The 19,827-nt window shown below is 45.5% G+C and carries 12 protein-coding genes; all 12 read right to left on the bottom strand.

From position 1 onward, the window contains the following. Positions 1–282: 282 nt before the first annotated feature. Entirely contained in the window at positions 283–1,203 is a 921-nt protein-coding gene (gene galU, locus MHB56_RS17350) for a UTP--glucose-1-phosphate uridylyltransferase GalU (protein ID WP_179089473.1), read from the bottom strand. 18 nt (positions 1,204–1,221) lie between these two features. Beyond that, complete coding sequence (locus MHB56_RS17345; RefSeq protein ID WP_341143796.1) at positions 1,222–2,208, bottom strand: glycosyltransferase family 2 protein; 987 nt, start codon at positions 2,206–2,208, stop codon at positions 1,222–1,224. A 78-nt stretch (positions 2,209–2,286) separates the two neighbouring features. Beyond that, complete coding sequence (locus MHB56_RS17340; RefSeq protein ID WP_341143795.1) at positions 2,287–4,416, bottom strand: glycosyltransferase family 39 protein; 2,130 nt, start codon at positions 4,414–4,416, stop codon at positions 2,287–2,289. Between the two features lie 206 nt (positions 4,417–4,622). After that, complete coding sequence (locus MHB56_RS17335; RefSeq protein ID WP_341143794.1) at positions 4,623–5,168, bottom strand: DUF1697 domain-containing protein; 546 nt, start codon at positions 5,166–5,168, stop codon at positions 4,623–4,625. Positions 5,169–5,196: 28 nt separating this feature from the next. Further along, positions 5,197–6,015 (bottom strand): phosphotransferase family protein, encoded by an 819-nt coding sequence (locus tag MHB56_RS17330; protein ID WP_341143793.1) that lies wholly within the window; start codon positions 6,013–6,015, stop codon positions 5,197–5,199. Positions 6,016–6,029: 14 nt separating this feature from the next. Beyond that, positions 6,030–6,326, bottom strand: a complete 297-nt coding sequence (locus tag MHB56_RS17325) for an antibiotic biosynthesis monooxygenase family protein (protein WP_341143792.1) — start codon at positions 6,324–6,326, stop codon at positions 6,030–6,032. A gap of 21 nt (positions 6,327–6,347) precedes the next feature. Then, the gene (locus tag MHB56_RS17320) at positions 6,348–6,971 is read right to left on the bottom strand and encodes a hypothetical protein (protein WP_076138393.1); all 624 of its coding nucleotides are present in this window, start codon (positions 6,969–6,971) and stop codon (positions 6,348–6,350) included. Positions 6,972–6,994: 23 nt separating this feature from the next. Beyond that, the gene (locus MHB56_RS17315) at positions 6,995–7,513 is read right to left on the bottom strand and encodes a DJ-1/PfpI family protein (RefSeq protein WP_340397694.1); all 519 of its coding nucleotides are present in this window, start codon (positions 7,511–7,513) and stop codon (positions 6,995–6,997) included. Between the two features lie 240 nt (positions 7,514–7,753). Continuing rightward, the gene (locus tag MHB56_RS17310) at positions 7,754–8,866 is read right to left on the bottom strand and encodes a GerAB/ArcD/ProY family transporter (protein WP_076303404.1); all 1,113 of its coding nucleotides are present in this window, start codon (positions 8,864–8,866) and stop codon (positions 7,754–7,756) included. 239 nt (positions 8,867–9,105) lie between these two features. After that, positions 9,106–10,263: a Ger(x)C family spore germination protein gene (locus tag MHB56_RS17305; protein ID WP_076220460.1), complete on the bottom strand. Its 1,158-nt coding sequence runs from the start codon at positions 10,261–10,263 to the stop codon at positions 9,106–9,108. Then, positions 10,260–11,810: a spore germination protein gene (locus MHB56_RS17300; RefSeq protein ID WP_341143791.1), complete on the bottom strand. Its 1,551-nt coding sequence runs from the start codon at positions 11,808–11,810 to the stop codon at positions 10,260–10,262. The genes MHB56_RS17305 and MHB56_RS17300 overlap by 4 nt, the downstream gene beginning before the upstream one ends. Before the next feature lie 1,599 nt (positions 11,811–13,409). Further along, a complete protein-coding gene (locus MHB56_RS17295) occupies positions 13,410–19,826 on the bottom strand; it encodes an S-layer homology domain-containing protein (RefSeq protein WP_341143790.1) in 6,417 nt (2,138 codons plus the stop codon). Position 19,827: the final 1 nt, after the last annotated feature.

Raw genomic sequence — 19,827 nt, 5'->3', positions numbered from 1 at the left:
ATGCAGCTATTTCATACAATAACACCCACACGGCTGTTTTAAGTGTATTTTATGCAACTAAAAACAAACTAAATGAGCATTCTAGCTAAAATGCGAAGATATAGATGTATCAAGTGCAACTAAATCGATTTGCAGCTGTCCCCCCATACTTTTAATTGTATAAAGTACACTTATTTGCTCGTCCCTCACCGTCTTTTGAACACCACACGCAAAAAAACTGCTTCAAAACCTCATCCCACCGCCAAAGCCGATGTTATGATCGTTTGAAACAGTTCCTTTCCCTCAACTGTGTATACTCCAATGCAAGGAATCCACTTCTTCTTCTCTTCCCTTAAGACTAGCAGCCAGCTCCTGCAAATACGGAACCAATAATGGGCGCAAATCCTCCCGCATCAAACCTACCTCCAGCGTGGCTTTAATGTAACCAAATTTATCACCAATATCATAACGTTTGCCGATTAAATCCAGCGCCAGCAATCCTTCTTGCCGGCATACCTCGTGCAAAGCATCCGTCAGTTGATATTCACCGCCCGCTCCACGTTCGAGGTTAGCCAGTACTGAGAATATCGAAGGCTCCAAAATGTATCGCCCCATAATGGCGTATTCTGAAGGAGCTGTTTCAGGCGAGGGCTTCTCTACCAATCCTTTTACTTCATGAACTCCATTTAGTGAGCCGCTGGAGGCTATAATCCCATATTTGTTAACCTCCTGCCGTGGCACCTGCTGCACACCGACGATAGTCTGCTCCTCTTGCTCATACAATCTCATCATCTGCAGCAGCGCCGGGTCCTCCGAAACCATAATATCGTCACCAAGCAAAACAGCAAAAGGTTCATCACCGATAAATTGTTCCGCACAAAGGATGGCATGGCCTAGTCCCAGCGGCTCTTTTTGCCTAATGTAATGGATGCTCGCTAGCTCACTGATTAGCTGGACTTCACGAAGTAGATCCTCTTTCCCTTTTTCCAAAAGCGTCTGCTCCAGCTCCACCGATTTATCAAAATGATCTTCAATCGACTTCTTATTGCGGCCGGTCACGATGATAATACTTTCAATACCAGAGCGGACGGCTTCTTCTACGATATATTGAATCGCTGGTTTATCCACAATGGGCAGCATTTCTTTTGGCTGAGCCTTAGTGGCAGGCAGGAAACGAGTGCCTAAGCCCGCGGCGGGAATGACAGCTTTTCTAATCTTCATCATGAATCCCTCCCTTGCAGTTTATTTACGGAGATGGGTCACAGGGTGCTCACGAATGTTCTTTTGCTGCTCCTTACCTTCATAGAACTCTTGGACAATATAAAGCGGACGTCCCTTAGTTTCGTCATAAATCCGGCCGACATACTCACCTAGTATTCCTAGCATAATGAGTACAAATCCGTTGAAGGTCAGCGTAATTCCAATCATCGAAGCCCAGCCCTTAACAACTGATTCTGTAAAAATCACCAGGTACAAAACATACATAAGGTACAGAAAACCAGAAGCCGACAGCAGTGCGCCCAAATATCCTGCCAGCTTCAGCGGCTTATAGGAAAAGGAGGTAATTCCGTCCAAAGAGAGCTTGATCATACGTTTTAGTGGATATTTAGTTTCCCCCGCCAGACGTTCATCCCGTTCATATTCAATCGCCTTCTGACGGAAACCAACCCAGCTGACCAGTCCGCGCACGAAACGGTTTTTCTCCGGTAGACGTTTGAGCTCTTCGCAGACCCTACGATCTATGAGCCGAAAATCACCCGTATCCACAGGGATAGAAATATCGGTTGAATAACGCAGAATTCTATAAAAGAGGCTGGCCGTCCACTTTTTGAATAAGGATTCACCATTACGCTTCACCCGTTTAGCATATACAACTTCATACCCCTTCTTCCATTCCGCAATCATGTCCAAGATCAGCTCAGGCGGGTCTTGCAAATCAGCATCAATAATGACAACTGCATCCCCAAGGGCATAGTCCATTCCGGCAGTAATAGCGATCTGATGTCCGAAGTTACGTGACAAATCGATCAGCTTCACACTCTCATCCCAGTAGCTATATTCCTCGATCATCTGGGCACAGTTGTCGGTGCTGCCGTCATTCACGAAGATCAGCTCATACACTTCCTCCGTCATTGCCATCACTTTTTTAATACGGCGATACGTTTCCTGAATGACTGCCTCTTCATTAAACATCGGTATAATAATGGAATAGCGCACGTTGATGCTCATGAGCAGCTCCTCCTTTAATTTGAATGCTGAAGCGTGCCTGCAAATGTATTAGCACGCTTCGTACTCTAAAACACTGAACTAGTTAACTGTAACTTTGTATAACGTTCCGCTGTTACCAGCATCGTTTCCTGCCCAATCCGCTGCTGGAACCTCTGTACCATTGTCGGTAATCCAGGTAGATAGCGTAGAGTTCCCTCCACGTCCACCCCCCATACCGCCGCTGCTCAGCAGGAAGTATTTCACCTTTCCACTCTCTACTAACGCCTTTAGGGTATCTGTGGTATATACTGTGTCCGAATTGGAAAACCCGTTCAGAATAACAACCGATGCCCCCTTATCGACGATATAAGGAGCTGCTGTGCCATAATCCAATACGGCAAACAGATAAGGCTCCCCAGTATTATTTTCCTCCAGATAGGACAACAGACTCTCATTCGCACTTGTGGCGCTATTACGTCCAAAGTTGCTAGAATTGCCACCCATTCCTCCTCTGCCCTCACTGCTGCCTGGTCCTGCTTCAGGGGTTTGACTGTTCAGGCCATAAGTAATTGGGGTAGCTGCCCAGTAGAGCGGGCCAATTAACAATACTAGTACAGCAACAATACTTGCCGAGAAAACAAATGGCTTCTGTTTGCCTTTAAGAACGACCAGCACCAGAGAAACAACTATACCGGCAGCCAAAATACCAATCGACCAGCCCCTGCCAATCGTATCGTCATAAGGATGAATAATGTACCACTGAAAAGCTGCTGTAACCAGCGTTGCAACTGGCAATAGCCATGACAGCCAACCAGAGTGCTCGCGATACAGACTCCAGAGCTTTGACCAGCCTGCACCGACCAGCGCGGCTATCGGCGGAGCCATCATCACCAGATAATATTGATGGAAGAATCCCGCAATACTGAAGAATCCCATCACTGGCACCAGCCATGCTAACCAGAATAGAGCTTCTTTATGCCCTTGCGTAAAGTTCCTTCTCCGCAGATTAGCGAATAATCCAATACAACCAAACAATACAAAAGGCAGCAGCCAGCTTGCCTGACCTGACAGCTCTGATTGGAACAGGCGCAGTGGACCTGCGGTTCCAGTATTGAACATTCCTCCACCGCCGCCATTCATGCCGCCGCGTTGACCTTGGCCCCCACCTTCACCACCAAATTGCCGGTTTTGATTATCTGTTCCACCGCCGGGTGGTTGCCCTGGAGAACCTCCATCATCGGCGCCATTTTGACTGTCTGAGGTTGAATTTATACCTTGCCGACCCGAAAATGCTCCACGTCCGCTATCCGTACCATTTTCAGCATCTGCCCCGTTCATAGCGGGTCTTTCACCGTTCATAGCTGGCATCTCGCCATTCATGTTCGGCATCTCACCACCATTCATTGAAGGCATTCCACCTCCGCCACCACCTGTCCCCCGATCACCCGTCAATCGGGCGACACCATTATAACCAAAGGCAAGATTGAGCACGGAGTTAGTACCGCTGCTGCCGATATAAGGTCGTTTACTAGCGGGAATCGAATCCACTATCACTGCCCAGGATAACGAGACCACGAGTAATATAGCTGTCGAGGCCGCTAATACTCCAGTTTTTCGCTTCCAGTTCACTTTCGCAGCCAAGACATAAAAGAGATAAAATGCCGGCAAAACCATATAAGCCTGCAGCATCTTCTCATTAAACCCAACACCGATTAAAGCAAATGCGGCAAGGAGACTGCCCAGCTTATTACTCTTCGTTCCTTTAAATAAAAACCAAACCGCCAACAGTAACGTGAATACTAACAGAGCATCAATGTTATTCGTCCGGCTAACAGCCGCCGCTACTGGAGTTGTTGCCATGGCCAGCGCTGCTAAACGTGCTGCTGCTTTACCAAAGGTAGGTTTTACCAGAAGGTATACGAGCAACACGGAGCCCACGCCCCCAAGCGCCTGAGGTAAAATCACACTCCAGCCATGCAGCCCGAAAATGAGTGCGCTAAGAGTCTGAATCCAAAAGGTGACTGGTGGTTTATCCACCGTGACTGAACCTGCAGAGTCGAGTGAAGCGAAGAAGAAATTATGAAAGTTTTGCAGCATACTTCCCACGGCAGTGGTGTAGTATGTATTCACATAGTGGTCATTCCAAACTCCATAACCGTACAAAAAAGCAGCGAGTATTAAAATGAGCCACAGTATAAGATCCGAGCTTATTTTTCTAGCAAAACTCATCTCCATTTCACTCCTATCCCTTGATCATTCTATATGCCGGCAGTTCTGTAACTCCGGCCCAAGCTTTCCGTAGGTGTATTATTTCATCCATACCTTAACTCTCAATGAGTGCAAGCTGAATGTTTGCTGAATAAATGAGGCTGCCGGCACGCAAAAAAGACCCCACAATGTGGAGCCTTTCGGTACCCTGTTCAATCCAAACTATGTTATTCCATCTTGCCTATGGCAACAAGCTTATTCACCGTGTTCCAGTTGCGTGCGGTAATGGGCATCCCGAGTATTTTGTCAAAAGGGACTTTAAAAAGCGACGATTGGCTCACACTGACCTCATATAATATATACATCTCTCTGCCGACAAAACGCACTTTATCCGGTCCCTTCTCATAAGTGCGCAGTTTATCCAATGCTTCCGCTGAAGGCTCGGCTGGTAAAAAAGTAACATACCATCTTTTGAATTCCTCTGGCTCGGACAGCTGAAAGGGATCGTTAGCGATCACATTCTCCATTTCTGCTAAAGTACGGATAATAACAGAGACCTCGAATCCAAAAACCTCATGAATCTGACGTTCAATGACTCCGCTAAGCAGGCTCACCGAACCTTCATCACTCTCAAACACGACATTTCCGCTCTGAATATACGTTCGTACATTTGCAAATCCAAGCGCTTGAAACATCGCCTTCAGGTCCAACATTTTAATAATTTTGTTCCCGCCCACGTTAATTCCACGCAGCAGCGCTATATAGGTAGTCATAGAATACGCCTCCGTTTTTGTGCCATGATCAGCTTACCTCTGCGGCTAAGGTGTGTAGACGTTTACGAACTTCTTTTACCAGCAGCTCCTTCTCTGGAGGCGAAAGCCCCTCCACCAGACGTGCGGCAGCGATCGGCAAAATCCAGCGGTCTACGTCCTCATAAGTGTGTCCTGATAATCTGAGATACTCTTGAATGTATCCCTTAGTTAATCTTTTTCTTATAAAACCTAACATTAATTTGGAGAAGGCCGAAGCTCCCGGAGGCATAGCTCCCAAACTGAACATCACTACGGAACGCGCAGCATCTCCAGCAGGTTCTCCCACTACACCCGTCATCCAGTCGATCACCCAGAGCTGTTCATCCATAAGCACATTGTCGGGATGAAAATCCCCATGACATAAACGAGTACCTTCCGGCAGCTTCTCCAGATACTTTAAAATGACGGATTTTTCCTCTTCGCTCAGCATAGGGGCAACCATGATCTGACTTTTCAGCATATCCTTTTGCTGGCCGATTTTCTCTGTAGTTTCAAGCTTATGCAAATCACAATGAAGCCCCGCCATCAGCCTGGCATATTGGGTAACTTTCCAAGGCTTCTCACCCATCACCTTTAGTAAAGAGGGACCCTGAATTTGTTGAAAAACGATACCTTGTCGATTCTGTTCAGAAATAAGCTCAAAAGGCTGGGGGGTCCGAACACCCCGCGCATGTACAAACTGGCTGATTTTATATTCCCGGCTGACATGTTGCTCTGCTATATCCTCCCGGTACAATTTAAGAATCCTCTGATCGTCATGCTGCCAGATCTCCGCTGTTCTGCCTTCCCCAACAAGCTTTGCCTTCATTCGGCATCCTCCATTTAGTCCAGATTAATGCGGGTAAAATGCTCAACTACCGGAAATGGGTCGTAGTAATGGTGAAGGAGTGCTTTCCATTCCTGATATTGGCTGGATTCTCTAAATTCAACAGTGTGGTCTTCAAGCGTTCTCCACTTCACCAGCAACAGATACTTATGATCATCCTCCAAGCAATGTTGTAATTCATGGCCCATATAACCTTCTATCGAGGAGATTAAGCTTGATGCCTCCTTGAAGCTTTGCTCAAATTCAGTAGTCAAACCAGGCTTCACTTGCAGCATCGCAGCTTCCAAAATCACACTCATCATCTCCTAAAGTTATTAATTTAAAGCATCCCGGAAAAATTCATGATAGAAATTAATGATGACCAGCAGTATTGCTAGTGACTCGTTGACACTGCCTACCTCCAGCGAATGATTGGCATCATCGATTCTATACACCTTCAAATGATTCAGCCCACTAATTTCACCCGAATGCTCTTCACCAAATAAGGGGTCACTGCCACCATAAATTACAGTCCCCCGACTCCGCTGAATCAGCGGCACCGCCTCAGGCAACGGGGTGATATATAGATGAGACGTCTTCTTCTGTATTTCTAGCTCTTCAGCTATTCTACCTGCAATAACAGCTCCCATGCTTTTACTTATAAAAAGAAACCTCTTATAATCCGGCAGAGAAGCAATCACGGCTTTACATTCCTCAATGATAATACTCATTTCTTCACGCTTGAAATCCACCCTAGCACTCTGGTAACCATATTCTAAAAGCAGAACATCACAATTATGCTCCCGGGCAGCTTTAGCCGCATAATCCAGCAGAGAGCGATCAGCTGAATAATTTTTACCCGGAAAAATAACAGCCAGCGCTTTGGAACCTTGGGTGATATATTTATGTTTAACCTCTCTACCCCAATAAGAGGACATAATGATATTGCTAACGTTCATACATGTTTCCCCTCTTCTACTCCTTAGACGGATTTAAAATGTTTAAAGAAATCTATCGTTTCTTGCAAATCTGCCTCATCTTTATAGATACTCATTACTCGCCCAATTTCAAGCGCAAAATCTACATATCCATTCGGCTTAGCGGTAATGATTGTTCCATCGACAACGACGTTAGATACGCCGGATTCATTGTCCACATAAACCTTACCATCCAGTACTCCGGCAGCCTTAAGAATGGATACCCCACCGCAAATGCCCGCGATGACTTTGCCTGCTCGATTCAGGCTTCTGATTAAATCTAATAGAGCCTCCTGCCCTATTAAATTATCTGTTTCCCCACCAGGGATAATCAATAAATCTATGGTGCTAACGTCCACATTTTCAACCAATACGGATGGATTCACAGAAAAACCCTCGCAGGAGATTAACGCCTTATCTTCCAAACTTAAGGTATAAACCTCACCCTTTGTTTTCATAAAATAAGCTGCCAATGTAACCTCAAACTGCACAAAGCTATCATATATAAGAATATATGTATTCAATGATGGATCAGCTCCCCTGTTCTCAAAAAAAGTAACCTCTATTCTATGTATCTATCATTATAGCATCATCGCCCTCTCCTGAAACTTACGGACTCAGAGGACGCTAATCAATAACAACTATGCGCTCCGCTAAGATTCCGAATGTGGGATTTCACCTAATTACTCATAACAAAAAGGACACAAGCATCCCAACAGCCACCTTTTATGGCTCACGAGACACCTGTATCCTCCTATTTAGAGCTATTGCTGCGACTGCGGCGCTATCTGTTTATTTTTACCTCGGCTCACAACAATTTCAGCGCAAATCCATAATATCAACGGAATAATCACCTGGAAAGGAAAGGCGTATATTTTATAAATATGGTAAGAGAAATAGTACATTTCCATAATATCCTTGTACACAAAATCCGCAAAATAGATCATGAGTAGTCCCATCTGAAGCACAACGGAGCGGTAACTCTTGAGCTTGAATACTTTAGCTACTCCAATGCAAGATACGTAAAGGCATAAACTTCCTTTTATAAATGTTGTGATTACAAAAGCCACTGCCGATGACGCTTCAATTCGGGTCAAAAAATCTCCTACATTAATACGCCCTGCAGACACATAAGCCGGAAAATATAAACTAGACAAGACCTCAGGACCCAGCATCAATAGGTTCCGTAGTGTAGCCATAATAATAATTGCCCCAGCAATCGCTACGCCACCAAATAATACCTTCTTCGCTGAGCTCTTCTTCGATAAATTACCGAATACCCCCAGAAAGACTACAACCTCTGCAAATGGAAAAGAAAATGTGCCCAGCGTATCGTTAAATAATGGCTTCCAGCCTTTATCCAACAGCGGAAGTAGGTGATGATATTCCATTTTGGAAAAAGCTAAGGTGACAATGACTAGATTAACAAATATTGCGAACAGTAATAGAAGCTTAGAACTTCTCCCCAGCACTTCAATCCCAGCCTTAACTATCCATATACACAACAGTCCAAGACATGCCATAGGTGCTATCATTGGTGTTTCGGTTAAAGTAACGGATCTACTGAATTCTCCAAAAACCCTAAGAATTAGTGTCCCTAGATGAAAGGTATACCAAATATAGAGACAAGAAATGATTCGACCCAAGACGCCTCCAAACACGGTAATCAACATATCAAATAGATCCTTGCCTGGTAATAAGATGTGTAGTCTGGCATATATCAGCAGCAGTGGGACCACCAGTACCATGGCTAATAATACGGCGATCCAGTTACTGTTACCGGATTCTCCCGGCACACCCATAAATATTGAAGTCCCCATAATAAACAAGACAGCAATACTAATAGCATGCCCTGTTGATACGATCTCTTTGTTCATACTCTATTCTCCCTTAGGCTTGTCCCCTAAAATAGCATCTTAATCCAGTGTTCTAGGTATGGTGAAGGACTAGGGAGTGACCATCTCATTGCCAATGCAAAAGCAATACAGAATGATACCAGACATAGTGCGGAAGAAACATAAAAATCCCGCTTCATCCCCTGTTTCCATAGACCATAAGGATCACTCAAAACAATTACCGCATAGATAAATATGACCACAACAACCAATTTTATCACCTATTTTTGATGAATCTTGATAGACCTTGACGTTTGTGCACTGCTCTCGATAATCACCTTGGAATTCACTACTATCTCTACGTTGGAAAATTCCTTCCCCCAGTTTTTCTCGATTTTCTCCCAGGTCCGTGGCATTTTCTCATGAAGAAGCTCTCCAAATCCAAAAATATCTGCATGGTAATCCTTCTGAACCTTATGAATAACGGAGAGAATCTGCTCCTCCAGTTCTTTTTCAGCCCACCTTTCTATAGTCTTCTTGCTGTCCAGATTATTGAATTCCCCCGAAGATTTGACCTCGTCCAGTCCTGCGTGTGTCAGTGTATTAAGCTTTATTTGGAGCTTACCGTTTATCCATACAGGTTTTATTTTTGTACGATTGGATAAAATTTCGAGGGAAAAGGCAGGTTCTCCACTTTCATCCTTTACGATTAACACACCTCCCTGGATTTGATTGTTGGCAAACAACATGTATTTCGTTTCTTCGCCACTGATCATACCGATCATTTTATCCATCCTGAAAATAGCTGTTCCGCTAACTCGTGCATTCTTCGTCTTATTTTGTTCATGAACATAAATTAATGGAGCGATGGCATATTCACCAGAAGCCTCGAGCTTATCTATGAAGTCCCAAATTTCCACAACCGGCGCTGTACTTACATTTTTCTCAGTCCTCATCTGCTGTGCAAGTGCATAGGACATAATACTCTCAGTCGAACTGCTGAGACTTATGATTTCTTGAGCCGACTTCTCTTTAGCGACAAAAATATACACATCCGATCGGGTTTCCGTATCCCTGTTGTACCAATCTATTACTTTGGTGACTCCCTCCCTTGCAATCTCCTCACTAAGGATAATCGCCTTAGAATGGCTCCAAAATAACTTTTTTCCAGTAATCGAGATCATTCCCCTCACAATATCAAACATGGTCTCACCCGCGAGCGTGATCATTTTGAAGCCAGCCTGACTTGATTTCATTCCTTCCTTCGTATCTACAATCTCTGTTGTCACCAATAACTGACCGTCTTTTTTCCCCTTATCAATCGCGACCCCGGCAACAATCGACATATCGTCAATTTCAAAGTAGTTCCAGCAGCCTGTATTGCAGATCAGAAGCATCATGGATGTAACAATCAGAAGTATCCTTTTCAGCTTGCTCATGGTCTTCTCCTTATTTTATTGGAACCTTTTCTCCTCATATTTCGTGCCCCAATTAACGCCGGACGCAGATACATATGCCACCACGGCGCCCTGATCGCTGTATCTTTAATGTCCTGAGGACGGATTGAGCCTACTCCAAGCATGTATGGAACCCCAAAACTACGCAGACTCATCAAATGAACTACTAAACCAAGCATTCCAAGAAAATAACCGTATATCCCTAGAAAAAAACTCGCACCCAGCAGCAATGTTCTTACGATAATTAAAGGACCGGTCAACCTAGGGTTAAGTAGCGTCATGATTCCTGTTAAACCGACTACAATAATCATTGGAGCACTAACTATTCTAGCCTCCACTGCTGCTTGTCCTAACACGAGAGCGCCTACGATACTGATAGCCTGTCCTATATAGGTAGGTATCCGCTCACCCGCCTCTCTTAATATTTCAAATATAGTTAACATGAATAACGCTTCTACTATTGTAGGAAAAGGGACTGCTACTCTTGCTGTAGAAATACTGAGCAACAACATGGTTGGGATCATTTCCTGGCTATAGGTAACTAAAGCTACGTAAAGAGCAGGTATACTGATCGACAAAAAAGCTCCAAAAACTCTCAACATTCGATTGAAGGAACCAAAATAAAAGTTAATGTAATAGTCAGAGCTGGCTTGAAAATTCTCTACAAATACATAGGGGACAGTCATTGCAAACGGGCTGCCTTCAATGAGCACGGCAACTCTGCCCTCCATCATGTTACTGACTACGGCATCCGGGCGCTCTGTACTTCCTGTCATTTCAAAGGGCGAATAGGGCTCGTCTCTAATTAATTCCGCCAGAGATGCCGTATCTAGAATAAGATCTATGTCAATCTGTTCAATTCGATTCTGTAATTCTTTGAGAATAGCCGGTGATGCTAACCCCTCCATGTAACAGATACATATCGGTGTTTTGGACCGTGTTCCCAGTGAACTAAAAACAAATTTCAACTCGGAATCTTGTACCCTGCGCCGAATAAGAGTGAGATTTACTAACAGTGATTCCGTAAATCCCTCCCTTGGACCTTTGACACTTTTTTCGGTCACCGGTTCCGCAAGAGCTTTCGTCTCCCAACCCTGTGCACCAATGTTCAGAACACCGGCATAACCGTCCATCAACAGTAAGGTCTTGCCAGCTATAATCGCATAGATCATTTCATCAAAATTCTCAGAGGCAACCACATCGCTAATACTAATGACCTGAGTCCGGATGTTCTCCATCAGCTCGGCTTTATTGCCACAATCCTTTTCGGTAAAATCAAATGCCATGACGGGCTTGATAATCCCCTCTTGGATCATATGTTTGTCAACCATTCCGTCAACATAGACTAATCCAAAGCGAAGACTATCACTAAACATGTTGCTAAACACTCTGATTCTAAGCGTTCCATCGTTCTTGAATATGTCTCGAAACAAAGTCATCATTTCATCCAGTGACGTACTCAGAGTCTGCTCAGATTTTGTGTTTTTTTGAGACGTATTGCTGTTCCCACCTGCTGGCCGTTCCTCCACAGTAGTCACTCCTGTCAGAATTAGGTTTCCTAGAAATTATCCCCCGTCTCTCCAAATCCTATCCGCCAAAATTATACTGAAAAGGGATCAACAAGAAAGAAAATGAGACTGCTCCATAGGCTGGGTTCCGCAGGTAAGTCACTAAATCAGCCCTTGGGGTCATGCCAATAGCGACTCACTGCATACATCCTCAGACACTTTCGGCTCAGGCACGCAACACCGCATACATCCTCAGACGCTTACGGACTCAGGAGGCGTTATTGGCTCAATTACCGCCTTTTGGGCACATTTTCGGACTCCAGTGCAGCTATTTCATTCAAAGTGGCTCTGTTCGGGCGATTTTTATGCCAATAGCGACTATGGAGTCCGATAGCACGCCAAAAGTCGATAAATGCAACGTTTAGGGGCTCCTGGGTCCGTTGCCGCCGAGTCACACTCATCCTTTGGGCTTACTGACCTAGCACGATAACACCGAACACATCCCCTGAGGCCTACAGACTCGGCCACGATAACACCGAGTGCATCCTCAGACGCTTACGGACTCGGCCACGATAACACCCAACGCATCCTCAGACGCTTACGGACTCAGACACGATAACAACCGAGTGCATCCTCAGACGCTTACGGACTCAGACACGATAACACCGAGTAAACCCTCAGGCGCTTACGGACTCAGGATGCGTTATTTGCTCGTTTATCGCCTTTTGGGCACATTTTCGGACTCCAGTGCAGCTATTTCATCAAAATTGGCTCTAAACGGGCGGTTTTCATGCCAATAGCGACTATGGGGTCCGATAGCACACCAAAAGTCGATAAATGCAACGTTTAGGGGCTACTGGGTCCGTTAGCGCCGCATCCCAGTCATCCCTTGGAACTTACGGACTCAGACACGATAACACCGAGTGCATCCTCAGACGCTTACGGACTCAGGAGGCGTTATTGGCTCAATTACCGCCTTTTGGGCACATTTTCGGACTCCAGTGCAGCTATCTCATCAAAAGTGGCTCTAATCGGGCGATTTTCATGCCAATAGCGACTATGGGGTCCGATAGCACACCAAAAGTCGATAAATGCAACGTTTAGGGGCTACTGGGTCCGTTACCGCCGAATCACACTCATCCTTTGGGCTTACTGACCTAGCGCAATAACACCGGACACATCCCCTGAGGCTTACGGACTCAGATACGATAACACCGAGTGCATCCTCAGACGCTTACGGACTCAGGAGGCGTTATTGGCTCAATTACCGCCTTTTGGGCACATTTTCGGACTCCAGTGCAGCTATCTCATCAAAAGTGGCTCTAATCGGGCGATTTTCATGCCAATAGCGACTATGGGGTCCGATAGCACACCAAAAGTCGATAAATGCAACGTTTAGGGGCTCCTGGGTCCGTTAGCGATCTCTTGCGTGCAAATTACATACCATGAAGCAAAGTTTGTTTTAAGAGCGTGGTGGATACGAGCATGAGATTAGGCGTTTGGGGTTGGCAGCAAAAAAACACAGGTGCCCAGCAGTCATGATCATGACTACGGGACACCTGCGTCTTTTTTATATCTTGTATTGCTGCACGATTTTTTATATCTTGTATTGCTGCATGATTATTGAAGCTGCTCAAACAGGCGGAAGATCACGGTCGCTGCTTGCGCTCTTGTAGCCTTGCCGTTTGGTCCAAATTGGTTGGATGTCATACCGTTAATAATTCCACTAATACGCATCACTTCTACAGCTTTGGCTGCATCCGCAGACAACTGGTTCACATCAGAGAATGCTTCACCAGAAGCATTTGTTCCGTCAGTCAATGGGATATTAATCGTCTGAGCCAAACGATAAATCATGACCGCCATTTCCTGACGAGTAATCTCCTCGCTTGCACCAAAGTTGCCATCCGCTTTGCCTTTAACAATACCGAGCTTTTGAGCGCTCGCAATCGGACTGGCATACCATGCCCCATCCTTAACGTCTGTAAATGTGCTTACAGCCGTCTCATCTAGTAAATCAAAAGCGTTCATCAATATTTTGATGAATTCTGCACGGGTCACATTTCCACTTGGATTAAAGTGTTCAGCATCCATCCCTTGGATTGCGCCTCGTGCTGCGAGTGCTTCAATGCTGTTTACCGCCCAATTAGCTGTAGCGGTATCTTTGAATGAAACATTCGAGTGAACCACTACATAACTGCCAAGCTGTTGCAAATTTAACTCAAGCATCTGTGTTCCTGTATTAAATCTTCCGTTCTTAACGGTCTCTAGTTGCTGATTACTGTTCAAGTAATAAACCACTACTTTATGAGCTTTCTCACCAGACTTCAGCGTATAAGGAAGTGCCAGCTTGATCCCCGATGTCTTCAGTACATCGCCTGGAATAACCACACCATCTACGCTAAGACTGATGTCTTTAATTGTACCTGCATTCATCTGACTGCTTACCGAAAGTGGCAATCCGGATATATCTCCAGTGCCCACAATAAGCTTAAGTTTGCTGTTCTTAGCATCTTTGTAAGTCTTCAGGAAACTTTCCGGCAGCATTATGCTTGCTGTTCCTGTATCAATCTTGAGGGATTTAACATTCCCCGCTGCTGCCAGTGACTGCAGTGGCAGCTCAACTACAATTTGTTTCGCGTTTCCGGTAGGATTCACGACAATGGACAGCATACCATCCTTTGCATCCTTTGCTGCCTTTTCAACATCTGCGGCAGTGAGTTCAGCCAATGCTTTTCCATCTGCTCCGATAACCATCTGGACAATGATTTTACCATTGCTTACAGCAGGGGCAGCTGTCGCAGACGCGCTAGGCGAAGGTTTTGCCGTGGCTACCGGCACATAAGTACCCGGTGCCTCTGTTGATTTCGGCGTTGCCGTTGGCGTTGGTGTCGCTGTCGGTGCAGGTGTTGATGTTGGTGTAGGTGTCGTTGTCGGTGCAGGTGTTGATGGTGGCGTAGGTGTTGGCGTAGCTTCTGAAAGCAACTTCAGGCCCGCAACCGCCGCAGTAAGCTGACTTAATGCCTCATCAATGTCTGCCTGAGTAGCAGTTCCACTCTCCAGCAACATCACTGCACGTGCTACCTCTTTCTCAAGAGTATTCCAGCTCTCCTCTACATAAAGGCTCTTATCCAGAGCCTCTATTGCTCTAAGCTTCTCCTCCAAGGCTGCCGTTATGAGAGGTGGATTTACAGAAACTAATGTTAAGGTATACGTTCTGGTCGTTGTTTTATCCAGTGCCGTCACAATGACCTTGTAACCCGTTTGAATTTCTCCCGCAATAGTAATGCTATCGGGTTCGTACACAGCGAAGGTAACCCCTACCGGAACAGTAAGTCCTTCCTTCAGCTCATCAAGTGTAGTCGTATCCGGTAAAATAATTTCTTTGGCTACCTGATCAATAGATCCGCCCGGAATTGTGATTCCGCTGATCGTTGCATCATGAGCTTCGACAGGCTGTAAGGCTTCAAAGGCATTTTTCAAATTGGAATATGCCACATTAATATCACCATCGGTAGCACCGTCATTTGCATAAGTGGCTTTAGCAGCCTCTAGTGCAATGCGTAGTGCATCCCATTGCTCAGGCGTTCCGGTATAATTCTCTTCATTTACCGAAGGATCTTCCGCTGTATCAATGGCTGCTTTAAGTTTAGATTTATCGTACCTCACACTGATGCGGCAGCTGGCAGCAATATCGGTGCCCGCCACTTTACCAAATATAGTGAAGTCTGTAGCAATGGTGAGTTTGTTAAGGGGAATTTCCTCCCATACCACACTTGCCAAGCCTGTCGTTTTATCGGCGTAAGTTACCGTAACTTTAGCTGGAAGAGTAGGCACGACGTTAACTGTCGTACTCACCGCAATCTGTTCAATGCTTACAATCGCACCATGGTCGCCGGGAGCAGGAACTTCTCCTTCTGGCTTAGACGAAATTGCCCGCCATTCCTTAACGCCTGTCCAAATACTAGTGGACTGCTTATTAAGAATCAAACGGAGTTTATCCGTCTTCACCTCGTCAAAGGTTACCTCGTTAAAAGCATTTCTTGCTTTGCCTTTCTCGCTCAGGCCCGTTACCGGTACGTATTTTCCGGCATCCTTATCCCAATATTCGAAGCTGTAATCTCCCGGTACCTGTACACCGCCTTCATCATCATAGAAGTACACGGAGCTGCCTGACAAAGTCACGGGCTCTTTCCAGGTCAGTTGTAGCCAATGGCTTTCACCGGGACCGCCCCAGTTCCCATACTGAGTTTCTGCTTCGCTATTGTAAATACTTGCTGAAGTATAAGGGATATAACCATCATTAATGCCATACACAGACTCCCATGCCGAAGTGTAAGAGGCACTAGGCGTAGCCAAAAGGGCAGCATTTCTGTATCTAAGGTTATCCACCGCCATCCGCATTTGATCCGTTGCCACTTTGATCTCTTCCAGTGTATATTCTCCCTGAGCCAGCAATGCCTTGGCAGCAGTCAGTGCAGCTTGCAGCTCTTGCCATGTTGCCGCAGTAAAATCATCCTTGTTCCGGACAAGTCTGCCGGAATCCCGATCCGCAAACTTCGCGATCATCTCTGTCAGTTCTGCAGTAGCTACAAATACGGTGACTGGAACCTTCACGACAGTTTCAAGTTCCCCATCGCTAACAGTCAGGCGGTATTCGTATTCACCAGTCGCCTTAAAGGTTGCTTGCAGCATGGCCTTATCAAGCCCTGTCTCCTCTACTTCTCCTTCACCTGAAATCTTCTCCCAGGTATAAGTCAGCTTGCCACTTGGCAATCCATCATCAACGATTTGTGGCATAATCGTCAGAGGCACATTTTGCTCAACCTTCAATGGTGTTTCTAGATAAACCTTTGGTGCCTGATTGGCAGCCGCCTTAACCTCCAGATTATTGTTGTAGATCTGAATCTCCTTTATGGCGGTCGCAAGTTCCAGCGAATGCGTCACATGAATGCGAATCGCTGCAGTGTTAACCTTTTGGAACTCTACATTGTTATAGTTGGAAGCAATATACTCCGGATAGCGGAATTGCCCCTCCACTGGTTTCCAACTTCCATCAGCATCCTGATATTCGACACCGAATGTCTGTGGTGTACCATAACCGTTCAGAAGCCGGTCATTATAGAAATAGACTTTTACATTGTCCACAGCCTGGACTCCATCAAATTTGAACGTAACCGTATCGACGGAATTCGGCGAACCTCCGAATAAAGCTGTGTTTGACGTATGATTAATCGATGCGATTGTCGAATTGTCCGCCAGGTTGCGGATGTTCGAACCGCTCTTGATATAAGTCGATTCAACAGTAGTGCCTGAAGCAACAGCCAGATTCGTACCTTCATTAACAATATCTACGCCTGCTTTATTAAACATATCGACAGTCTTCTCATTGCTAGCTAGGGATGTTTGATCTGCCGCAGCAAGTGTCGTAGCACTGCCTTTTTCATATAACACCTGTGTCTTCGAGTTATCGCCAACAGCCCCAGTTACATCACCTGAAGGTTTTTCCACCTTACCAGTAGCTGTATCATAAATCAGATGGGACATTTCGTTAGTTGTCATTACGAGTTCATCATTAATGAAGAGCGAATAACCTGCTGGAATACCTTGATAATGAGGATTGTCGCTGTATTTAGCAGGATCCTGCCATACGATAGATAAGTTAGCATCATGATAACGCACGTTATCTACAGCAAAATAGTCATAATCAACATTAATCGGCCATAGCTCGATCTTGTCATCTGTCCGTGGCTGAATACCCGCCATATCTTCAACCACAGTGTAATTCATCATGCCAAGCGTATCGTGGTGAATCCATGCCCGTACCATATCTCCACTAGGGTTAGGAGGATTGTCTTTTGTCCATGGCGTACCGAAGAAGTAATCCTCCAGCCAGAAAAATTCATTAGAGTCCAGGTGGTCCGTATTGCCCGGCTCCACTGTATGCAACCAAGCGCCCCAATCAAACAGTGTTTTGTAAACGTCACTATTGATGTTATCTATAGGATAATAGCGCAGAGAGGCACGAACGGTATTAATATAGTTGCCGAAGTTACACCATGCGAACTGGTCTGTACCGAAGGCATCCGTCTTGCCGTTCTTGAAATCTTCCACCCGCTTCATAATGCTGTTCTGATCCGCTGTAAAGAAGGGAAAGATCGGATAATAATTCGGATCTGCGTAATCAGACAACTGGGATAAATATTTCGCCTCATATCCTTCTTCACCTTCAGTTGGTACTACACCAAAGTTAAAGACAAACATGTTATTATCCCGCCAAGGGTTGAATACATCGGTACCACCCACAACTTTTTTGTGCAAAAAGCTGCCTGTACCATTCGTATCCGCCACACCGTCACCATCAAAGTCAGCCTTGTCGTACCACATCTCATTCAGAATTGAATTCTTAATATTCTGCGCCACAGTGTTCATTTTAGCTGCACCCGCAGTATCCCCAAGCTGCTCGTACATCTTCGCTGTTGCCACTGCATTGGCGTAAGTAGTAGAAGAACCATCCAGCCGGGCATAGTTACCACTGCCATTCCAGTGCATGGATACGGTATCTCCGTCATTACCTGTAATCGGACCATGGTTATAATAAACAAGATTTGGATTAGTGCCTTTAAAATGTTCAAGTGTGCCGGTAACATCAGTGGCGGAAAAATCAGCGAACTTCTTCAGTATTTCCTGACCACCACCGTAAATCTTGTAAGCATCCCAGCCTACTTGCGACGTGTTCTGCATCATATCCCAAGTCCAGATGTTAGGACGTCCGGGATTATTTTTATAGTTCTTATTCTCGGAATATTCCCCTTGAGCCAGCCAGGTTCCATACAAGTAGGAAGGATCACGCAGCCATTTCAGATCCTGCATCGCCCAAGGTACACTGACCGTAATCCCGTTGTTGTAGCCAAGAACGCCCTCCATGTTCATCGGGAACTGCCAGTCATTGCCCGGAATGTTGGCATCCAGCAAATTAAAGCGGTTACACCACCAACGATAATAAAGTACCTTCTTCACATTCTCATCGGGAACATCGATATATGGAATGTTCTCTGCCCACCACTCGTTGTACTCCCGCACCTGTGCGGAAAAGGCTGTATCATTGCTGTCAGCAGCCTTAAAGCTCTCATAATGCAGCTTTGAGCCTGGTATTTCATCCGCGAGCCAACCCATGACTACCTTTTGGTCAACGGAGCCACCGGCGGGCACTGTAATCTCTTTAACCAGTTCATTTCCGGAAGGACTCATGCCGTTTCCGCTCAGGTGAACATCCACGTAGGACATTGCTTCAACTACCTTTTGCCCAGCTTTGCCTATCATTAGCGGAGCAGCCACTCTGTAACCCACCAGCTCATCACCCTCAGCCGCTGAGACGAAAGGTGATTTAACCTTCATCGTCAACGTTATATCGCTGGCTGTAGGATTCTTCAATTGAAGCAGCGTTACAGCACTGTTATAGCTGGAAATAAATTTCCGCTGGTTAATCTCCAGGCCTCCGCTTGTGTAGGTCTGATTCTCATGACTCGGGTAGTTCTTCCGCACATTTTTCTGTTCCGCCAAGTCTCCTGTAGAAAGGGTGATGTTATACATCGTGTCCTTGTTCAAAGTATCCGCGTAATGCACCGTTCCCACAAAACCCAGCTTGGTATTATCCTGAGTCTTCATGTACAAAGCGCTTCCCCGGCTGAACAGAGTATTGGCGCTAACTTCGTCGTTGACATCATCCGGAATGACACCTTCGTTAACTAGCAAGGCGTCAAGCCAAGGCAAATCGGAATTATCTTTTGCAAAAGCCTCAAAATCAAAAGCTTCAATCGCTTGCATCATTTCTCCGACGGTGACATCGCTGAAATTAACGCCTTCCTTAACAATAGAATTATCCTTCCACTTCGCCTGCCCGTAATCGGTGCCTACACCTTCATGATAGAAATCAGTCGTGTAGTTAGCCGATACGGGAACAATCCCTGCATTTAATACCACAGCCGCGCATAATGCCGCTACAGAAGCTCTTCTGGGCCATTTATGACTTGTCATT

It is taken from the genome of Paenibacillus sp. FSL H8-0315 (assembly GCF_038005365.1).
Taxonomy (GTDB): Bacteria; Bacillota; Bacilli; order Paenibacillales; family Paenibacillaceae; genus Paenibacillus_AQ; species Paenibacillus_AQ odorifer.
Note: the sequence above shows the minus strand (reverse complement) of the source record. Positions and strands in the feature narration are given on the sequence as shown.

What these genes read in the sequence shown, in the direction of transcription:
- MHB56_RS17305 (WP_076220460.1), bottom strand. Translation starts at nt 10,263, where the DNA reads ATGAGCAAGCTGAAAAGGATACTTCTGATTGTTACATCCATGATGCTT.
- MHB56_RS17335 (WP_341143794.1), bottom strand. Translation starts at nt 5,168, where the DNA reads ATGACTACCTATATAGCGCTGCTGCGTGGAATTAACGTGGGCGGGAAC.
- MHB56_RS17345 (WP_341143796.1), bottom strand. Translation starts at nt 2,208, where the DNA reads ATGAGCATCAACGTGCGCTATTCCATTATTATACCGATGTTTAATGAA.
- MHB56_RS17330 (WP_341143793.1), bottom strand. Translation starts at nt 6,015, where the DNA reads ATGAAGGCAAAGCTTGTTGGGGAAGGCAGAACAGCGGAGATCTGGCAG.
- galU (WP_179089473.1), bottom strand. Translation starts at nt 1,203, where the DNA reads ATGATGAAGATTAGAAAAGCTGTCATTCCCGCCGCGGGCTTAGGCACT.
- MHB56_RS17340 (WP_341143795.1), bottom strand. Translation starts at nt 4,416, where the DNA reads ATGAGTTTTGCTAGAAAAATAAGCTCGGATCTTATACTGTGGCTCATT.
- MHB56_RS17295 (WP_341143790.1), bottom strand. Translation starts at nt 19,826, where the DNA reads ATGACAAGTCATAAATGGCCCAGAAGAGCTTCTGTAGCGGCATTATGC.
- MHB56_RS17320 (WP_076138393.1), bottom strand. Translation starts at nt 6,971, where the DNA reads ATGAACGTTAGCAATATCATTATGTCCTCTTATTGGGGTAGAGAGGTT.
- MHB56_RS17310 (WP_076303404.1), bottom strand. Translation starts at nt 8,866, where the DNA reads ATGAACAAAGAGATCGTATCAACAGGGCATGCTATTAGTATTGCTGTC.